Origin of the sequence: Pseudomonas siliginis (assembly GCF_019145195.1) — a bacterium.
GTDB lineage: Bacteria > Pseudomonadota > Gammaproteobacteria > Pseudomonadales > Pseudomonadaceae > Aquipseudomonas > Aquipseudomonas siliginis.
Genome location: NZ_JAHSTW010000007.1, coordinates 147078 through 164321, shown reverse-complemented (window position 1 = coordinate 164321; position 17244 = coordinate 147078). Strand labels below are relative to the sequence as shown.

The following is a 17244-nucleotide window of genomic DNA, read 5'->3' as shown; positions in this document are numbered from 1 at the left end:
TTGGAAAAGCGTGGGACGAGGCGCAGCGATTCAGCCTGGCAGTCGTGCGCTGACGAGGCACAGGCTGCGGTGCTGGCGAAGCTGAATGAGGGTGTGAGAGGTTTTCATGGCTTCAACCCTAACCGCGAGGGGAAAGGATGGCAAGCAGTCGAAAAAAATTGAGAGGAATACCCGGAAAGCGGAATTTTGCAGGAGTTTATTGCGCTTAAGGCGGTGGAAGTTGTTGATGTTTGCGTAAGCCTAGATTGGGGCGCAATTGAGTTTTTGGAGATTCATTGAGTATGGCGGTGTGTTATAGGCCGCCTTCGCGAGCAGGCTCGCTCCCACAGGGGATCTTTGTTGTGAACAAGATCCAGTGTGGGAGCGAGCCTGCTCGCGAAGAGGCCGGTCGCCTCAACACATACTCAAGGTTGGAAGGCACCAATGAAAATCGCCGGATCCACCCGCGCATCATTCAGGCTGACGTTCCAGTGCATATGCGGCCCGGTTGCCCGGCCGGTCGCGCCGACCTTGCCCACCACCGCGCCGCGCGCCAGTTGCTGGCCGTTTTTCACGTCGATCTTCGACATGTGGCAGAACATGCTGATAAAGCCCTGGCCGTGGTCAACAAACACCGTGTTGCCGTTGAAGAAGTAATTGCCGATCAGAATCACCTTGCCCGCCGCCGGGGTCTTGATCGGCGTGCCCGCGGGCACTGCGAAATCGAGACCGGCATGAGGATTACGTTCTTCGCCATTGAAGAAACGACGCACGCCGAACTTGCTCGACAGCGGCCCGTTGACCGGTTTGTCCAGCAGCAGATTGCTCGGCGTGTTCGGGCTGAAACTGCGGTAAGCCGCGATCTGTTCCGCCAGTTCACCCTCGATGCGCTTGAGGTTGTCGGCGTTCGGATTGACCTGCTGTTTGTTCTTCAGGGTGATGTGCTGTTCCGGATATTTCTTGCTGCCCACGGTGAAGGGCAGATTGCGCCCGCCACTGCTGATCTGCTGTGCGCCGGGCTTGACTGTCAGCGGCACGCCAACGATTGCCAGCCAATTGTTCTGCTCCTTGACCACCAGCACCGGTTTGCCCTGATAAGTGGCTTTCGGCGCCTGCGCGACAGTGCCCAGATCCACCACGGCGACGCCGCCCGGCACCGGTTTGTTCAGCAGCCGAGTGATGTAGCTGTCGGCGTGGGCGTTGAAGGTCAGGCAGAGCAACAGCAGCGGAGCGAGAAAACGCGGCATGGATCAGTCCAGTAAAGAGAGGGTGACGGGCGTCAAGTGATTGTCCTCGACGCGCACTTGCAGTTCGCCTTCGCCGAGTTTGGCTTTCAGGCGCTGGCCGGTGTGGGTCTGCGCAGCGTTGCGGATCGCGTGGCCACGCTCGTCGAGCAGAATGCTGTAACCCCGGCCGAGAGTCGCCAACGGGCTGACCACGTGCAGCGTCTGCATCTGACTGTGCAATTGCTGCCGACGCTGTTTCAGAGCATCGCGCATGGCCCGGGGCAGACGTTCGGCGAGGCTGTCGAGGCGCTGACGAAGCATCGCCAATTGGCGTCCCGGATGTTGCCCGGCGAGACGGGTTTCCAGACGGATCAGGCGTTCTCGACGCGTATTGAGGCTGCGCTCGAATGCGCGGCGCATGCGCATGTCCAGATCATCGAGACGCTGCGCCTGCTGGCGCAGACGTTCGCCGGGATGCCGCAGCCGTCGCGCCATGCCTTCGAGACGCAGGCGATCACGCATCAAGCGGTCACGCATGCGCATCACCAGACGCCGGTGCAGGCTCTCGACCTGACGGATCAGATGGCTGGAATCCGGGGCGAGCAGCTCGGCGGCGGCTGAGGGTGTTGGTGCGCGGACGTCGGCGACAAAATCGCTGATCGAAACATCGGTTTCATGGCCGACGGCGCTGACGATCGGCGTGACACAGGCATCGACCGCGCGCGCCACCGCTTCCTCGTTGAAGCACCAGAGGTCTTCCAGCGAGCCGCCGCCACGGGCGAGGATCAGCGCGTCAAAGCCACGGGCATCGGCCATTTTCAGCGCGCGGACAATCTGCGCGGTGGCTTCGCGGCCCTGCACGGCGGTTGGAATCAGGGTCAGTTGCACCTGCGGCGCACGGCGGCGGAATACGCTGATGATGTCGCGAATTACCGCGCCGGTCGGCGAGCTGATGATGCCGATGCGCTGCGGATGCGCGGGCAGCGGCACTTTGCGTTCGGCACTGAACAGGCCTTCGGCGCTGAGCTTTTCCTTCAGCGCATCGAAGGCCAGACGCAGCGCGCCGTCACCGGCCGGCTCCACGGTGTCGAGGATCAGCTGATAGTCGCCACGGCCTTCGAACAGCGAAACCTTGCCGCGCACCTTGACCGCCAGACCGTCCTTCAACGCTTGGCGCACGCGGGCGGCGTTCTGCCGGAACAACGCGCAACGCACCTGCGCGCCGCTGTCCTTGAGGGTGAAGTAGACGTGGCCGGACGCCGGGCGTGCGAGGTTGGAGATTTCACCTTCGACCCAGATGTTGCTGAACACGTCTTCAAGCAACACCCGCGCGCGGCCGTTGAGCTGGCTGACGGTCAGGACTTCACGGTCCAGGCCAAGTCTTGCAAAGGGATCTTTAATCATGGGGCGCAGTTTAAAGGCATTTGCCCGCCAATCACCATGACACCCACACAAAACCCTGTGGGAGCGAGCTGGCTCGCGAAAGCATTGTGTCAGCGGACAACAACGGGGGATGACACTCCGCCTTCGTGAGCAGGCTCGCTCCCACATGGGATCAGTTTGATATCTGGTCGTGCTGCCCGCTACTGGCTACAGTCAGCGCGGTCTTATAAAGGATGCGGACGATGAGCATGATGGAGCTGTTGGGGGCGTGGTCGTGGGGTGCTGGCGGTTGGGCGGTCATCGGGCTGGCCATTGCTCTGGCCTACATCGTCTTCGGCATCGCCGGTTTCGGCACGGCGCTGGTCGCGGGGCCGATGCTGATCCTGTTCATGCCGCTGTCGAAAATCGTGCCGTTGCTGGTGCTGCTGGATTTTGTCGCGGCATTCGGCAATCTGCTGCCCTCGCGGCGGGACGTCGCCAAGCCGGAATTGCTCAGGCTGCTGCCGTGCATGGCAATCGGCTGCACGCTGGGGGTGATCTTCCTGCTGAATCTGAAATCCGATCTGTTGCTGCTGTTGATGGGGCTGTTTATCAGTGCCTATGCGGTTTACAGCCTGTGGGTCAAAGCGCGGCCCGCGCAGTTGTCAGCGGCGTGGGCGGTGCCGATGGGCACAGTGGGCGGTTTGTTCGGCGCGTTGTTTGGCAGTGGCGGCTTTCTTTACGCGATCTATCTGAACAGCCGTTTACCCAAGGAGGCAGCGCGGGCCACGCAAAGTGCGTTGATCAGTTGCAGCACCGTGGTGCGCTTGAGTCTGTTTGTTATCGCCGGTGTGTATGCCGAGCTACCCTTGTTGATGCTGGCGCTGTGTCTGTTGCCGGCCATGGCGCTGGGCTTGTGGATCGGCAGGCGGCTGAGCATGAGATTGTCGCGCGAGGCGTTTGTGCGGCTGGTGACTTGGCTGGTGCTGGCCAGCGGCATCGCGTTGATCGTGCGCTATTTCAGCACTTGACCGGATTTCTTCAGGGATTAAGCTGCCGGCCGCAGTTCCTTGTGGGAGCGAGCCTGCTCGCGAATGCGGTGGGTCAGCAACAAAAATGCAGCCTGACACTGCGCTTTCGCGAGCAGGCTCGCTCCCACATTCGAAATCTCAAATATTGGCAGCAGGCTCCACCATGAACTCGCAAAGCATCATCGTCCCGAAAATCTCCACCCTGCCGGTGCACGAGCCCCGGGCGCGGGCGATCGTGCGCTGGCTGGTGCGCAAGAACATCATCGAAGAACAATTGACCACCTGCGGCCGCACCGGCAACCGTATGGCCCACGCCATCGCTGATGGTGCTCGCGCCGTGGTGCTGCACCCGCAAGCGCTGCCGTTCGGCGAGCCCGTCAATGGCCTGGAGATCGTCACCAAACGCTGCATCTACACCCCGGCCAAAGGCTTTCTCGAAGAGGCCGGTTGCGCCGAGTGCCGTCGCGAAGTGGGCGAGGCGCTGTTCGAGAGTCTTGAAGACTGGTTTCCAGGCCGCACCGACAATTTCACCTGCCCGGAATGCGGGCATGAGGACGACATCAACGGCTTCCTGTTTCTGCAGGAATGCGCGTTTTCCAACCTCGGCTTCATTTTCAACAATTGGCTGGAGGCGGGGTTCAAGCAGAGCTTTATCGACGAGTTCGCCGATTGGCTCGATCAACCTGTCTCTTGGGTCAAGGTGGAGCTGTAGGGCCGGGCTTTTCCATCTATCAATTAGGCTGAGTTTTACATTGAACAGCAGGGGGTGTCTGACTATAATGGCGCGCTTCCATTTTCCCGCTCGGGAGCCCCCGCGATGCTGCGTATCAGCCAAGAAGCTCTGACATTCGACGACATTCTCCTAGTGCCCGGTTATTCCGAGGTGCTTCCCAACGAAGTCAGTCTCAAGACCCGTCTTACCCGTGGCATCGAACTGAATATTCCTCTGGTTTCTGCCGCCATGGACACCGTTACTGAAGCCCGTCTGGCAATCGCCATGGCTCAGGAAGGTGGCATCGGCATTATCCACAAGAACATGACCATCGAGCAGCAAGCTGCCGAAGTGCGCAAGGTCAAGAAGTTCGAAGCCGGTGTGGTCAAGGATCCCATCACCATCGAGGCCGATGCCACGGTGCGTGATCTGTTCGAGCTGACCCGTCTGCACAATATTTCCGGCGTTCCGGTACTGCACGATGGCGACCTGGTCGGCATCGTTACCTCCCGCGACGTACGTTTCGAAAACCGTCTGGAAGCCACTGTCCGCGAAGTGATGACGCCTAAAGAGCGTCTGGTCACGGTCAAGGAAGGCGCCGACAAGAACGACGTACGCGAACTGCTGCACAAGCACCGCATCGAGCGCGTGCTGATCGTCGACGACAAATTCGCCCTCAAAGGCATGATGACCGTCAACGACATCGAAAAAGCCAAAGCCTACCCGCTGGCCAGCAAGGACGATCAAGGTCGTCTGCGCGTTGGCGCTGCGGTCGGCACCGGTAAGGACACCGGTGATCGCGTTACCGCACTGGTCAACGCCGGCGTGGACGTGGTGGTGGTCGACACCGCACACGGTCACTCCAAAGGCGTGATCGACCGCGTACGCTGGGTCAAAGAGAACTTCCCTGAAGTGCAGGTGATCGGCGGCAACATCGCCACCGGCGCTGCCGCCAAGGCCCTGGCCGAAGCGGGCGCCGACGCAGTCAAGGTCGGTATCGGCCCTGGCTCGATCTGCACCACCCGTATCGTCGCTGGTGTCGGCGTACCGCAAATCAGTGCCATCGCCAACGTCGCCGCTGCCCTTGAAGGCACTGGCGTACCGTTGATCGCCGACGGCGGTATCCGTTTCTCCGGTGACCTGTCCAAGGCCATCGTGGCCGGTGCGTCCTGCGTGATGATGGGCTCGATGTTCGCCGGTACCGAAGAGGCCCCGGGCGAGATCGAACTGTTCCAGGGCCGTTCGTACAAGGCTTATCGCGGCATGGGTTCGCTGGGCGCCATGTCCCAGGCTCAGGGCTCGTCCGACCGTTACTTCCAGGACTCCTCGGCAGGCGCCGAGAAACTGGTCCCGGAAGGCATCGAAGGCCGTGTGCCGTACAAAGGCACCCTGAGCGCGATCATTCACCAGTTGATGGGCGGTCTGCGTTCTTCGATGGGTTACACCGGCAGCGCCAACATCGAAGAAATGCGTACCAAGCCCGAGTTCGTGCGGATCACCGGTGCCGGCATGGCCGAGTCCCACGTTCACGACGTGCAGATCACCAAGGAAGCGCCGAACTACCGCGTAGGTTGAGGCTTCCAGCAAAACGTTTAATCACCGGGGCTGTTCATTCAGCCCCGAGTTGTTTCTGATTCACTACATGAGAATGAGTCATGGCCCTCGACATTCACGCTCACCGCATCCTGATCCTCGACTTCGGTTCGCAATACACCCAACTGATTGCCCGCCGCGTGCGCGAGATCGGCGTGTACTGCGAACTGCACCCGTTCGACATGGACGAAGATGCGATCCGCGAATTCGCTCCTAAAGGCGTCATCCTCGCCGGCGGCCCCGAGTCCGTGCACGAAGCCAACAGCCCGCGCTGCCCGCAGGCAGTGTTCGACCTCGGCGTCCCGGTATTCGGCATCTGCTACGGCATGCAGACCATGGCCGAGCAACTGGGCGGCAAGGTGGAAGGTTCCGAACTGCGTGAGTTCGGTTACGCCCGCGTTGACGTGGTCGGCAAGAGCCGCCTGCTCGACGGCATCGAAGACCACATCGACGCCGACGGCCTGTTCGGCCTCGACGTGTGGATGAGCCACGGTGACAAAGTCACGAAGATGCCGGAAGACTTCCACATCCTCGCCAGCACCCCGAGCTGCCCGATCGCCGGTATGTTCAACGACGACCGCGCTTACTACGGCGTGCAGTTCCACCCGGAAGTGACCCACACCAAGCAAGGCGGTCGCATCCTGTCGCGCTTCGTCCTCGACATCTGCGGCTGTGAAGCCCTGTGGACGCCGTCGAAGATCGCTGAAGACGCCATCGCCAATATCCGCGCCCAGGTCGGCACCGACAACGTGCTGCTGGGCCTGTCCGGCGGCGTTGACTCCTCGGTGGTTGCCGCGCTGCTGCACAAGGCCATCGGCGATCAGCTGACCTGCGTCTTCGTCGACAACGGCCTGCTGCGTCTGCACGAAGGCGAGCAAGTGATGGCCATGTTCGCCGAGAACATGGGCGTCAAGGTGATCCGCGCCAACGCTGAGGAGCAGTTCCTCAACAACCTGGCCGGCGAGGCCGACCCGGAGAAGAAGCGCAAGATCATCGGCCGCACTTTCATCGACGTGTTCGATGCCGAATCGTGCAAGCTGGACAACATCAAGTACCTCGCTCAGGGCACCATCTACCCGGACGTGATCGAGTCGGCTGGCGCGAAAAGCGGCAAGGCCCACGTGATCAAGTCGCACCACAACGTGGGCGGCCTGCCGGAAGAAATGAACCTGAAACTGGTCGAGCCCCTGCGCGAACTGTTCAAGGACGAAGTCCGTCGTCTCGGCCTGGAACTCGGCCTGCCGTACGACATGGTCTACCGTCACCCGTTCCCGGGCCCGGGCCTGGGCGTGCGCATCCTCGGTGAAGTGAAAAAGGAATACGCCGACCTGCTGCGTCGCGCCGACCACATCTTCATCGAAGAACTGCGCAAGGCCGACTGGTACCACAAGGTCAGCCAGGCGTTCGTAGTATTCCAGCCAGTCAAATCGGTCGGCGTGGTCGGCGATGGCCGTCGTTACGCCTGGGTCGTGGCCCTGCGTGCCGTGGAAACCATCGACTTCATGACCGCGCGTTGGGCACACCTGCCTTACGAACTGCTGGAAACCGTTTCCGGCCGCATCATCAACGAAATCGAAGGCATCTCCCGCGTCACTTACGACGTGTCGAGCAAGCCGCCGGCGACGATTGAGTGGGAATGATCCTGCTGCGGTTCGAATAACGAAAAACCCTTGGCCTCGAGCCAAGGGTTTTTTCGTTTCAGGACCCTGAAAACAGGTCAGGCGGGTAAACGACTTTGCAGGGTCATGCCGAGCTCGATCAGGCGCTCGGCTACTGCGGCGATGTCGCGGAAGACCATGCCGGTGATGCGACGCATCGACGGGTCCCAGATATAAAACCGGCCATCTGCGGTGCAATGCACCCTTGTTTGCACGATGTTGCTGGCGCTGTTGCGCCGCACAAGTGTGTATGTGCTTGGTTCTGTTTTCCGTATCACGAACATGCCATTGCGAGGCAGAAGCTTTTCCAGCGTTGCATCATTCCATGGCGGCATGGGGGCCTTGACCTGCAATCGCAGGTCAGCGAACAGAGGGTCGAAGGCGCTGTTTGTCGTCGCCCCGTTGTAAAACGGGCCGCGAGCGACTTCCACTCCCGGGTCGATCCTGAGGTCGGCCACCTCGTCGGGCCAGACTTCTTCGATGCGCAAACCGATGCCGCCCCGAAGTTCGCTTATGCCTGCCAGATCTCTGAAAGTATTGGTATTCGTGGCATCGACCAGAGCCACCCACTTGCCGGGTCTGTTGAGCAGCTTGTCACGCTCCATGATCTGCGTTGCGAGGCGCGCCTTGATCATCTGCTCTTCGATCGACGTGAGCGGGACTTTCAGCGTGCAGGTTTCTGCTGCATCCAGTCCATGAACCCGGATGCCATTGGCTTGGGCAGCCCGGATCAATTCGAGCATGTTGAACCGGTTCTCAGGGTCGGTACCCAGGCTGGACAAATAGGTACTGAGGTCCTCTGACATGTCTCCCGACAGGTAGAAATGGTTGAGGTCATCCTGGGCGAAATCACTCAGCAACCCACGCACGTAGAGGGTTTTGATATGCCGCGCGAACGTTGGCATGTTCTCGATCATGAAGCGCGTGCTGGCGATGCGATCGAGGGTTTCACCGACGGCCAGTCCATCGGTATTGGCAAAGATGAGGTCAATCAACTCATCGATCTCCATCTGCAGACTGACGGGCGGAATGACCGGGCGCTGGGGCAGGTTGATCCATTTCAACTCCCGGTAGAATGCTTCGGCGTCGTTCAGCAGAGCCGTGCGTTGTTCGCCGAAATGTGCCACGTAGCGGTCGGTCGCCAGCAGATAGCGGCGCCCGGCGCTTGTGGTCTCGGCGGAGGCGTTGGGCAAGTTCATTGCCCATCTTCTCATTCCGGGTATTTCCGTCTCTGAGATACCCTTGAGCTTCGTAACCGGGCGTAGCGGACACGGAACGCCTGGAAGCGGTTCGACGCGTGGCAGGTCCACCGACGGTGTTGCCTCGGTTGAGCTCACATCAGTCTCCGGCAAACATGCCTTGCCCATGCATTGACCGCCTCCGCGCAGTCGCAGCGCTGGCATGCGCTCCCACTTGCCGGCGCTTCCCAGGCGGACCGGCAACGAATAAGCGAACTGATTGGGACGCTCGGGATTGATGATTGCCCAGTTGCCACCGTCTTGCGAGTCGGCGAAGTAGCGCACGTAATAGGCGGCGCCATCCATTTCGATGGCATGACCGGGTTCTTTGTCGAGGCGGTAGACGCGTTCGTATTTCCCCGGCGCCGCCTCTACGGAATGTTGCGCCAGTAACTCGTTGCATCGATAGCTGGCAGGTACTTGCGCAAAAGTCGAACCTTGCCGCGGAGCAGGCGTAATCAATGGCTCAGTGACATCGACGAATGCCGTTTCGCCGGGGAGTTCGTTTGCCAACTCGCTGGCAGTTTGATTGGACGACGTGACGGGCGGGGGATCCAGAGGCGGCAATAACCGTGAGTCAGCCGAAGTAAGTTCGATCAGCCCGCGCATCTCTTCAGCCTCGGCATACTCGACCTGTGGCCCAACTTCCAACTGCGCGCCAGTGCCAATCAGGAACGGAACATTGAATACGGTTTCGATAGCGCTGAGCACTGCACCGATAACCCCGGCTCTACGCTCGGTCGCCGTAACGCCGTTGATCGCCTGATCGATGTTCAGCCCCGTGTTGACGACGCCCGCCCCAATCAACGGCAAAGCTGCAGGCCAGCCCACGGCCGCCATCGGGCCGAACACTTTCAGCCCGGCGCTCAGATAGCCGGTCCAGAGTTTCTTGCGCAGGTCACTGTTGGACGTGAGCACCAGATGCGCTTCGGCAACCATGCCCGTGCGGGTCGACTCGCTTAACCACGTGAAGGCGTCACCACTGATCGCGACGTTGCTGCAGTTGATCATCCGATGATCGCTGTTGCCCCAGGTGCTCACCAGGCGATTCATCAGATCAGTGAGGTTCTCGGTGATGTGGTTGCTGTCAGCCAGCGAGAAGTGCTTCAGAAACAAAAGGCGTTTCTGCTCTGAATTCATCTGCTCAAGCAGCCACCAGTGCAGATCCGCGGCAGTGTTTATCAGCCGAAAGGCCTGGGCTTGTCCCGGCAGGTAAAGGGTCTGCCGGCCACTGTCTTGGACCAGACGCAGCACGTTGGTGGCGACGTGACCGTCCAGATCCAGCGCGCGCACCTGCGCGCCGACCGGGTACGTCGATCGGAGCATTTGCAGGGTTACCGGCCAGCTCACGAAGCCGATCAGCGAGGTGACGATGCGTTGAAAGTCATTGCCGTCAACGTCCCCCTGTTGCAGCGCCTGCACCGCCTGACTGAGGAAATTGCACTTGGCCAGGGCGCGGAAATCTTCCGACGAGGTTTGCCAGAATTTGGCCAATTGATCGCTGTAACGCGTGCTGAAATCAACGGCCCAGAATGCCTTCAGCACATCGCTGCCCAGCAGTCGCACTTCGTTGCTCTGATTGAAGTTCTCCGCGTCCGGGCCATCCGAGTAGAAGCCACAGTAAAGGCCCAGCAAATCTGCGTTGTCTTGATCGGTCGCACGAAATCGATGGATCACCAACTGCGTGAGGGTGAGCGTTTCATAAGGCTTTTCCAGCAAGTGTTCCCAACCGGTAAAGGTCAGCGTGCTGCTTTGCGCTGTTTTGAAGCGGTGGAAATAAACCTGGTCGGGATCAAGGCCGGACAGCCCTTTGTCGGTCAGCAGTTCGATCGCAAGTTGCCTGGCCGCATCGAGCAGATTTGGGCAGTTCTGCACAATGGTAGTGGCGATGGCTTTGAGGGCGGTTTTGTCCGCTGCGTTTGGCAGCAGACGACGTTCGGGAGCGGTCATGCAGGTGTTCATCCTTGAGACACAAAGGCCGAAGATGACCGATGTGCTCAAGGGGAGGGTGTTACTCGGCTATTGCGTGTTGTCCTTTTGAAAGTGAGCCAATGCCTTCGCAGATATCAAAGATATTCAGACCGAATCAGATCCGTATCGAACGGAGTCAGCCCTTGTTCAGGTGCGAACACCCTCTGCGCCTGCTCAGCAGAGGCCACTCGTTCGCCTCGTGCCCGCACATGTAAATCGAAAAGCGTGTGCAGGTCCGGCCTTGGTGTATGCACCAGGGCGCGCAGCATCAACGAAACTCCGCTGAGGTTGTTGTCAACGTTGTTCCAGCGGGGCGATGAAGTCAGCCCCAGATCGGCCCAGATCATGCGACCTTCCTGTAAGTCCATCACGAAAGGTAGACAGATACCGGTGTCGGAGGCGATATCGATGCGGTCGACTACGGTGCGCGGCTCGAACACTTCGCCAGATGCCGTGTCGGCGCGGGCCATCCAGCCTGCGAAGCATTCCGGAAGATCACAATATGGCTGCCAGGTAAACGAATTGAGGGACGTGACGACATAGCGGACGCCCTTTTTGACGAGAACATCAAGGTCGAGGTCGATGAATTCGGAGGCGCCGTTGGGCGCGTCGACGATGTCGCCGCTGTGGTAACCGCCATAACCTTTGAGGTTGTAATAGGCGATCGCTTCCTTGAAGACGAAGTCGGTGTCGAAGAAGGCGGCGGACAAGTCGATGTCCGTGCGGTCACGACCGTTCTTCCACCACAGGAATAGGCGAATGAATCGCGTATCGGGCATTGGCAAGCGACTGCCGCGTACAAGTGTTCGCAGTGACTTCGCTGCGGCGCGCTGTGCCAATGGCGCCCGGTATTCGCGCAATGCCGGATCGACAAAGCAGCGGCCCAGCGGTGGCAGCGACGCGAAACGTGTGATCAGGGCGTTCTCGCAAATCTGTGCGGCACGTGCCAATACCTGCGGTGCGATCGACTCTCGACGATCAGCAGTGCCGAAGACTTTCGCCAGCGCTCCTTTAGGTGTGAACGCTCGCAAGGGCAGGGGGCGCGGGGCATTTACCTGGGCCAGTAATTGCAGCAGCACAGGTGAGGACACTTGCGCCGCGACAGCCGCAAAGGCGTCGAGCACCGCGTCCGGTTCTGTGGCACGCCGTAACATCACGTCCAGACGGCGCGCGAATTCTCCGGGACGATCCTGCAGCACCGACGTAAGCGCGGCGATCTGGCGTTGGGCAAGCATGGTTTCGACACGCGACCCGAACGAGGCCGGCGGATCATTGCGTCGCGCTGCGGTGATGGCCGCAAATGCTCGCGGATACTTCTCAGCGTAATCGCCTGGATGCAGGACTTCGGCCAGACGTTTCCAGCGTTCGGCCTGGCGCATCACATCCTCGGTAGCGTTGGGCATGCGGTCGAGCAGGCGCAACAGCTTGCGACGCATCGAACGTTTCATTTTGCTAAAGCGCGTCAACGCTGTCGCCAGCGACACGTCTCCACCATGCAGTGCGATCGCCACGCGGAGCACGTCCGTCGCCGTTTCGACATTTTGCTCAAGGAAAGCCTCAACCTGTGCATCGTCGCCGATATGCAGGATCAGCGCGCCGCCAACGAGCGCGCGAATCTCGCGAAACGGAACGGTCTCGGGCAGTAGACGGAACACATCGCTTTTGTACGTTCGGATAAACCAGCTGACATCCGCAGCTTCCTCTTCGGACAGCGAGGTGCGCGATGAGACCAGCGGCTCGAGCAATGCCTCGAACTCGCTGACACTTCCCGGTTCGATGACCCAATGGATGAAGTTGCCTTCAAGCATGGCTGGCCGAACCTGTTCGCTGGGTGGCAGGCGCCGAAGTGTGTGGTAGTGAATGACGGCGCTGAGATACAACTCCGCCTCTGTCGCTTCGAGGACTTGATTGGGGAAGTCAGGATAAAACGGTCGGTGATGTACATGAGCACCGCTGCGACGGCGCAGGACTCGAATGACTTCACGCAGCCAGTTCTTGAGTTCGACCGCAGAGAGCATGCCGATTCGCTCGATCAGCGGTTCGGAGAGTACATATCGAAACGCCGCGACTTCTTTGACCGCTGATGCGACCTGCGCGCGTGTGGCTCCGCCAGAGCCGGCAGGGACGTGAAGTTTTGTACGGCGCCGCAGGAACAGCTCCTGATTGATCATGATTTCTTCCTTGGTCGCCGTTTCCGGTGAGCTGATGCTCACCTGTGCAATCGATACGAAAACGCCTGCAATAAGCAGGCGCGGTGTGGAGAGCGGAACCCCTAGTTCATGGAGGATAGAAGGAAGGTGTTCCATAGCCACGGCGGCATACTACCGGAGGTCATCGCGGCTTGTCAGCCAATCACATATTTTGAAATGGGCTCGCCTGTCAGCGGATATTACCGCCGCGCCACATCCGAAAAATAGAACTTGTCCAGCGTATGCCGCGATTCGGTGTACTCGAACTGGCGGCCGTCCTGCAGGAAGGTCTGGTTGCTGACCACGATGACATGGCTCTGGCCGTCGAGGTCCAGATGGTGGTGGTCGTCCTTGCTGCACGGCACGGCTTCGATGGTGCGCTGGGCGTAGGCGATCTGCAGTTGCAGGGTCTGTTCGATGTGGGCGTAGATCGAATGTTCGGCGATGTCTGCAGACAGGTCGGGGATCACCTCGCTGACGAAGTGGTTGATGTCGAGGATGACGCGTTTGCCGTCGATGCGCCGCACCCGTTTGATCCGGGTGATCGGGCTGCCGGGCTCGGCATTGATATGTTCAAGCAATGCACCTTCCAGCGGCACCTGACACATCTCGACCACTTCGGTGCTGACGTCGTTGCCCAGTCGCGGGTGGGTCTCCTGGAAACTGACGATGCCGCCGAGCTGGAATTCGATCGGGTTGGTCGCCAGCACGAACGCGCCTTTGCCATGAATCTTCTGAGCGAAACCGCGTTCCTGCAACTGGTCGATGGCCTTGCGTACCGTGCCACGGCTGGCCTGATAGGTGTCCATCAGCTCGGTTTCGGAAGGCAGCCGGGCGCCGCGCTCCAGGCGCTGCGTGGTGATGCTGGCAAGCAAATCGCTGTAGATCTGGTTGTATTTGCTCATGGCTGGACTCTGTGCCGACGGTACTCAAAACCCCGAACCTTAAGGGCAGGGTAGGGGTTTGTCCATGCGGACGAAGGAAAACATCTTAGGTCAGAGTAGGAAGAATCCGCATTTTTCTGACGTTCATCCACGGATGCAAACTCGTACAGACGAGTTGTTGCATTAACTCGTACAGACGAGTATTTTTTCTCTCGGCGTGCTGCCAATAACAACAATCCACGACGGAAGAACAAGCATGAGCCATGACTATCCGAACATCGCCAAGGAGCTGCTGGAAAGCCTCGGTGGCCGCGACAACATCGAGCAGGCGGCGCATTGCGTGACGCGTTTGCGCCTGGCGCTGAAGAACCCCGCGCTGGTGAATGTGGCCGCGCTCAATGGCGTCGATCTGGTCAAGGGTTCGTTCTTCACCGGCGGGTTGTATCAGGTGGTCATCGGCCCGGGTGATGTTGAAAAGGTCTACGCCGAACTGCGCCAGCAGACTGGCCTGGCGGCGTCGACCATCGCCGACGTTAAACAGAAAAGCGCCGAGAAGATCAACGCCATGCAGCGGCTGGTGCGGGTGTTTTCCGATGTGTTCATGCCGATCCTGCCGGCGCTGATCATTGCCGGCCTGTTGATGGGCATCAACAACCTGCTCGGTGCCAAGGGCATGTTCATCGAGGGCCAGACCCTGCTGGATGCCTATCCCAACCTCGACGGGTTGTGGAGCCTGATCAATCTGATGGCCAACACCTCGTTCGTGTTCCTGCCGGCGCTGGTCGGCTGGTCGGCGGCCAAGCGTTTCGGCGGCAGCGAAATCCTCGGCATTGTCCTCGGTCTGATGCTGGTACACCCGGACCTGCTCAACGCCTGGAATTACGGCAAGGCCGTGGCCGGGCTGGATGGGCAGCAACTGCCGTACTTCGACATCCTCGGCCTGTTCCAGGTGGAAAAGGTCGGCTACCAGGGGCAGATCTTGCCGATCCTGCTGGCGGCGTACGTGATGAGCGTCATCGAAAAATGGCTGCGCGCGCGAGTGCCCAACGCCGTGCAGTTGCTGGTGGTGCCTATCACCACCATCGTTGTCACTGGCGTGCTGGCGCTGGCAATCATCGGCCCGGTGACCCGGCATATCGGCATCTACATCACCGAAGGGCTGGTGATGCTGTTCGATCTGGCGCCGCTGGTGGGCGGTCTGATTTTCGGCCTGTTATATGCGCCGCTGGTGATCACCGGCATGCACCACATGTTCCTCGCCGTGGACCTGCAATTGATTTCGAGTCAGGGCGGCACGTTCATCTGGCCGATGATCGTCATGTCCAATCTGGCGCAGGGCAGTGCGGCCCTGGCGGTGTTCTGGATGACGCGTAATGCGCGGGACAAGAGCATGGCCTCGACCTCGGCGATTTCTGCGTATTTCGGCATCACCGAGCCGGCGATGTTCGGTGTCAACCTGCGCTACAAGTTCCCGTTTTACGCCGCGCTGGCCGGTTCGGCGCTGGGTTGCATGTTCCTCTCGCTGAACAAGATCCAGGCCTCGGCCATCGGCGTCGGTGGCCTGCCCGGTTTCATCTCGATCATTCCGCAGTTCATCCCGATGTTCGTCATCGGGATGCTGATCGCCATGCTCGTGCCGTTTGCCCTGACCTGCGTGCTGAGCATGAAGATCGTCCGTCCGGGTTACCGGGTTGCCTGAAATTAATAAAGGAGTCGCGCCATGCAAGACTGGCAACGTTCGGTGATCTACCAGATCTACCCGAAGAGCTTTCACAGCCATGCCGGCAACGCCACCGGCGATCTGCTCGGCATCGTCGCCAAGCTCGATTACCTGCAATGGCTGGGGGTCGATTACCTGTGGATCACGCCGTTCCTGCGTTCGCCGCAGCGCGACAACGGCTACGACATCAGCGACTACTACGCGGTCGATCCGAGTTACGGCAGCATGGCCGACTGTGAGCTGCTGATCGCCGAAGCGGGCAAACGCGGAATCAAGTTGATGCTCGACATCGTGGTCAACCACACCTCGATCGAGCACGTCTGGTTCCAGCAGGCGCGCAGCAGCCTCGACAACCCTTACCGCGACTTCTATATCTGGCGCGACCAGCCGAACAACTGGGAATCCAAGTTCGGCGGTTCGGCCTGGGAGTACGAAGCGCAGACCGGCCAATATTATCTGCACCTGTTCGACCACACCCAGGCGGATCTCAATTGGGACAACCCCAAGGTCCGCGACGAAGTGTTCAAGATGATGCGCTTCTGGCGCGACAAAGGCGTCGGTGGCTTTCGTCTGGACGTGATCAACCTGATCTCCAAACCGGCGGATTTTCCCGAAGACGACAGCGACGGTCGGCGCTTCTACACCGACGGGCCGAACGTGCACACCTACTTGCAGCAGATGCACCGCGAGGTCTTCGAAGGGCATGAGCTGATCAACGTCGGCGAAATGTCTTCGACCCGCCTCGAACATTGCATTCGTTACTCCAATCCACAGTCGAAAGAGCTGTCGATGACCTTCAATTTTCATCACCTGAAGGTCGATTACCCGAATCTGCAGAAATGGGTGCGCGCCGATTTCGATTTCCTCCAGCTCAAGCAGATTCTCTCCGACTGGCAGACCGGCATGCAGGCGGGTGGCGGCTGGAATGCGCTGTTCTGGTGTAACCACGATCAGCCGCGTGTGGTGTCGCGATTCGGCAACGACGGCGAATACCGCGAGCTGTCGGCGAAGATGCTCGGCACTGCGCTGCACTTTCTGCAGGGCACGCCTTTCATCTATCAGGGCGAAGAGTTGGGCATGACCAATCCGGGGTTCGAAAGCATCGAGCAGTACCGTGACGTCGAGACCCTGAATATCTTTCGCCTCAAGCGTGAAGCCGGGGCAAGCGACCTCGACAACATGGCGGCGATCATGCAGAAGTCCCGCGACAACGGGCGCACGCCGATGCACTGGCACGCCGGGCACAACGCCGGCTTCACTCGCAGTGAACCATGGATTGGTGTGTCGGCCAATGCCGCACAGATCAACGTCGCGCAGCAACTGCACGACCCGGAATCGGTGCTGCATCACTATCGGCGCCTGATCAACTTGCGCCGCACTGAAGCGTTGATCTCCGATGGCATCTATCGGCAGTTGTTGCCGGAGCATCCACAGGTCTGGGCGTACCTGCGCGAGGGGAAGGGAGAGCGCTTGTTAGTGGTGAACAATTTCTATGGCACCGCATGTGAGGTCGAGCTACCGGCACTGATCGATGAAGCCCAGGAGCAGCGCTTGTTGATCAGCAATTACCCGGACTGCCCGCAGCGCACGAGTTTGCTGCAGTTGCGACCTTACGAATCCTTCGTGCTGCACCTGACCGACCCCTGATTTTTTAACTGAATAACAACCTTTGAAAAAACAC

11 protein-coding genes are annotated in these 17244 nt (G+C 59.8%); 6 read left to right on the top strand and 5 right to left on the bottom strand.

The annotated features are described in order from the left end of the window. Nucleotides 1-404 precede the first annotated feature (404 nt). Together KVG87_RS15375 and xseA are read right to left on the bottom strand one after the other, a co-directional pair. The gene (locus tag KVG87_RS15375) at nucleotides 405-1226 is read right to left on the bottom strand and encodes a peptidoglycan DD-metalloendopeptidase family protein (protein WP_217851425.1); all 822 of its coding nucleotides are present in this window, start codon (nucleotides 1224-1226) and stop codon (nucleotides 405-407) included. 3 nt (nucleotides 1227-1229) lie between these two features. Continuing rightward, nucleotides 1230-2609, bottom strand: a complete 1380-nt coding sequence (gene xseA, locus KVG87_RS15370; protein WP_024014206.1) for an exodeoxyribonuclease VII large subunit — start codon at nucleotides 2607-2609, stop codon at nucleotides 1230-1232. Between the two features lie 221 nt (nucleotides 2610-2830). Between xseA and KVG87_RS15365 the strand changes: the two genes are divergently transcribed. The 4 genes from KVG87_RS15365 to guaA all read left to right on the top strand — a co-directional run bounded on the left by KVG87_RS15365 (nucleotide 2831) and on the right by guaA (nucleotide 7543). Continuing rightward, on the top strand, nucleotides 2831-3598 hold the full coding sequence (locus KVG87_RS15365; RefSeq protein WP_217851424.1) for a sulfite exporter TauE/SafE family protein: 768 nt from the start codon (nucleotides 2831-2833) through the stop codon (nucleotides 3596-3598). Nucleotides 3599-3761: 163 nt separating this feature from the next. Further along, complete coding sequence (locus KVG87_RS15360; protein ID WP_041479923.1) at nucleotides 3762-4310, top strand: sugar ABC transporter ATPase; 549 nt, start codon at nucleotides 3762-3764, stop codon at nucleotides 4308-4310. Nucleotides 4311-4415: 105 nt separating this feature from the next. Next, entirely contained in the window at nucleotides 4416-5885 is a 1470-nt protein-coding gene (gene guaB, locus KVG87_RS15355; RefSeq protein ID WP_016773343.1) for an IMP dehydrogenase, read from the top strand. 80 nt (nucleotides 5886-5965) lie between these two features. Further along, nucleotides 5966-7543 carry a glutamine-hydrolyzing GMP synthase gene (guaA, locus tag KVG87_RS15350; RefSeq protein ID WP_016773344.1) on the top strand — a complete coding sequence of 526 codons (1578 nt, stop codon included), beginning with the start codon at nucleotides 5966-5968 and terminating at the stop codon, nucleotides 7541-7543. A gap of 77 nt (nucleotides 7544-7620) precedes the next feature. Here the strand turns inward: guaA and KVG87_RS15345 are convergent, their stop codons facing one another. The 3 genes from KVG87_RS15345 to treR all read right to left on the bottom strand — a co-directional run bounded on the left by KVG87_RS15345 (nucleotide 7621) and on the right by treR (nucleotide 13864). Then, nucleotides 7621-10749 (bottom strand): membrane-targeted effector domain-containing toxin, encoded by a 3129-nt coding sequence (locus tag KVG87_RS15345; RefSeq protein WP_217851423.1) that lies wholly within the window; start codon nucleotides 10747-10749, stop codon nucleotides 7621-7623. 116 nt (nucleotides 10750-10865) lie between these two features. After that, nucleotides 10866-12983: a TerD family protein gene (locus tag KVG87_RS15340; protein WP_367616685.1), complete on the bottom strand. Its 2118-nt coding sequence runs from the start codon at nucleotides 12981-12983 to the stop codon at nucleotides 10866-10868. Between the two features lie 176 nt (nucleotides 12984-13159). After that, nucleotides 13160-13864, bottom strand: coding sequence for a trehalose operon repressor (gene treR, locus KVG87_RS15335; RefSeq protein ID WP_041479920.1), 705 nt, complete (start codon nucleotides 13862-13864; stop codon nucleotides 13160-13162). Nucleotides 13865-14099: 235 nt separating this feature from the next. Here treR and treP point away from each other — a divergent pair, with 235 nt between their 5' ends. Next, entirely contained in the window at nucleotides 14100-15542 is a 1443-nt protein-coding gene (treP, locus tag KVG87_RS15330; RefSeq protein WP_041479919.1) for a PTS system trehalose-specific EIIBC component, read from the top strand. A gap of 21 nt (nucleotides 15543-15563) precedes the next feature. Then, nucleotides 15564-17210 carry an alpha,alpha-phosphotrehalase gene (treC, locus tag KVG87_RS15325; RefSeq protein WP_217851422.1) on the top strand — a complete coding sequence of 549 codons (1647 nt, stop codon included), beginning with the start codon at nucleotides 15564-15566 and terminating at the stop codon, nucleotides 17208-17210. Nucleotides 17211-17244 lie beyond the last annotated feature (34 nt).

Coding starts and splice junctions, on each gene's coding strand:
- KVG87_RS15375 (WP_217851425.1), bottom strand. CDS start 1,226: ATGCCGCGTTTTCTCGCTCCGCTGCTGTTGCTCTGCCTGACCTTCAAC.
- xseA (WP_024014206.1), bottom strand. CDS start 2,609: ATGATTAAAGATCCCTTTGCAAGACTTGGCCTGGACCGTGAAGTCCTG.
- KVG87_RS15365 (WP_217851424.1), top strand. CDS start 2,831: ATGAGCATGATGGAGCTGTTGGGGGCGTGGTCGTGGGGTGCTGGCGGT.
- KVG87_RS15360 (WP_041479923.1), top strand. CDS start 3,762: ATGAACTCGCAAAGCATCATCGTCCCGAAAATCTCCACCCTGCCGGTG.
- guaB (WP_016773343.1), top strand. CDS start 4,416: ATGCTGCGTATCAGCCAAGAAGCTCTGACATTCGACGACATTCTCCTA.
- guaA (WP_016773344.1), top strand. CDS start 5,966: ATGGCCCTCGACATTCACGCTCACCGCATCCTGATCCTCGACTTCGGT.
- KVG87_RS15345 (WP_217851423.1), bottom strand. CDS start 10,749: ATGACCGCTCCCGAACGTCGTCTGCTGCCAAACGCAGCGGACAAAACC.
- treR (WP_041479920.1), bottom strand. CDS start 13,864: ATGAGCAAATACAACCAGATCTACAGCGATTTGCTTGCCAGCATCACC.
- treP (WP_041479919.1), top strand. CDS start 14,100: ATGAGCCATGACTATCCGAACATCGCCAAGGAGCTGCTGGAAAGCCTC.
- treC (WP_217851422.1), top strand. CDS start 15,564: ATGCAAGACTGGCAACGTTCGGTGATCTACCAGATCTACCCGAAGAGC.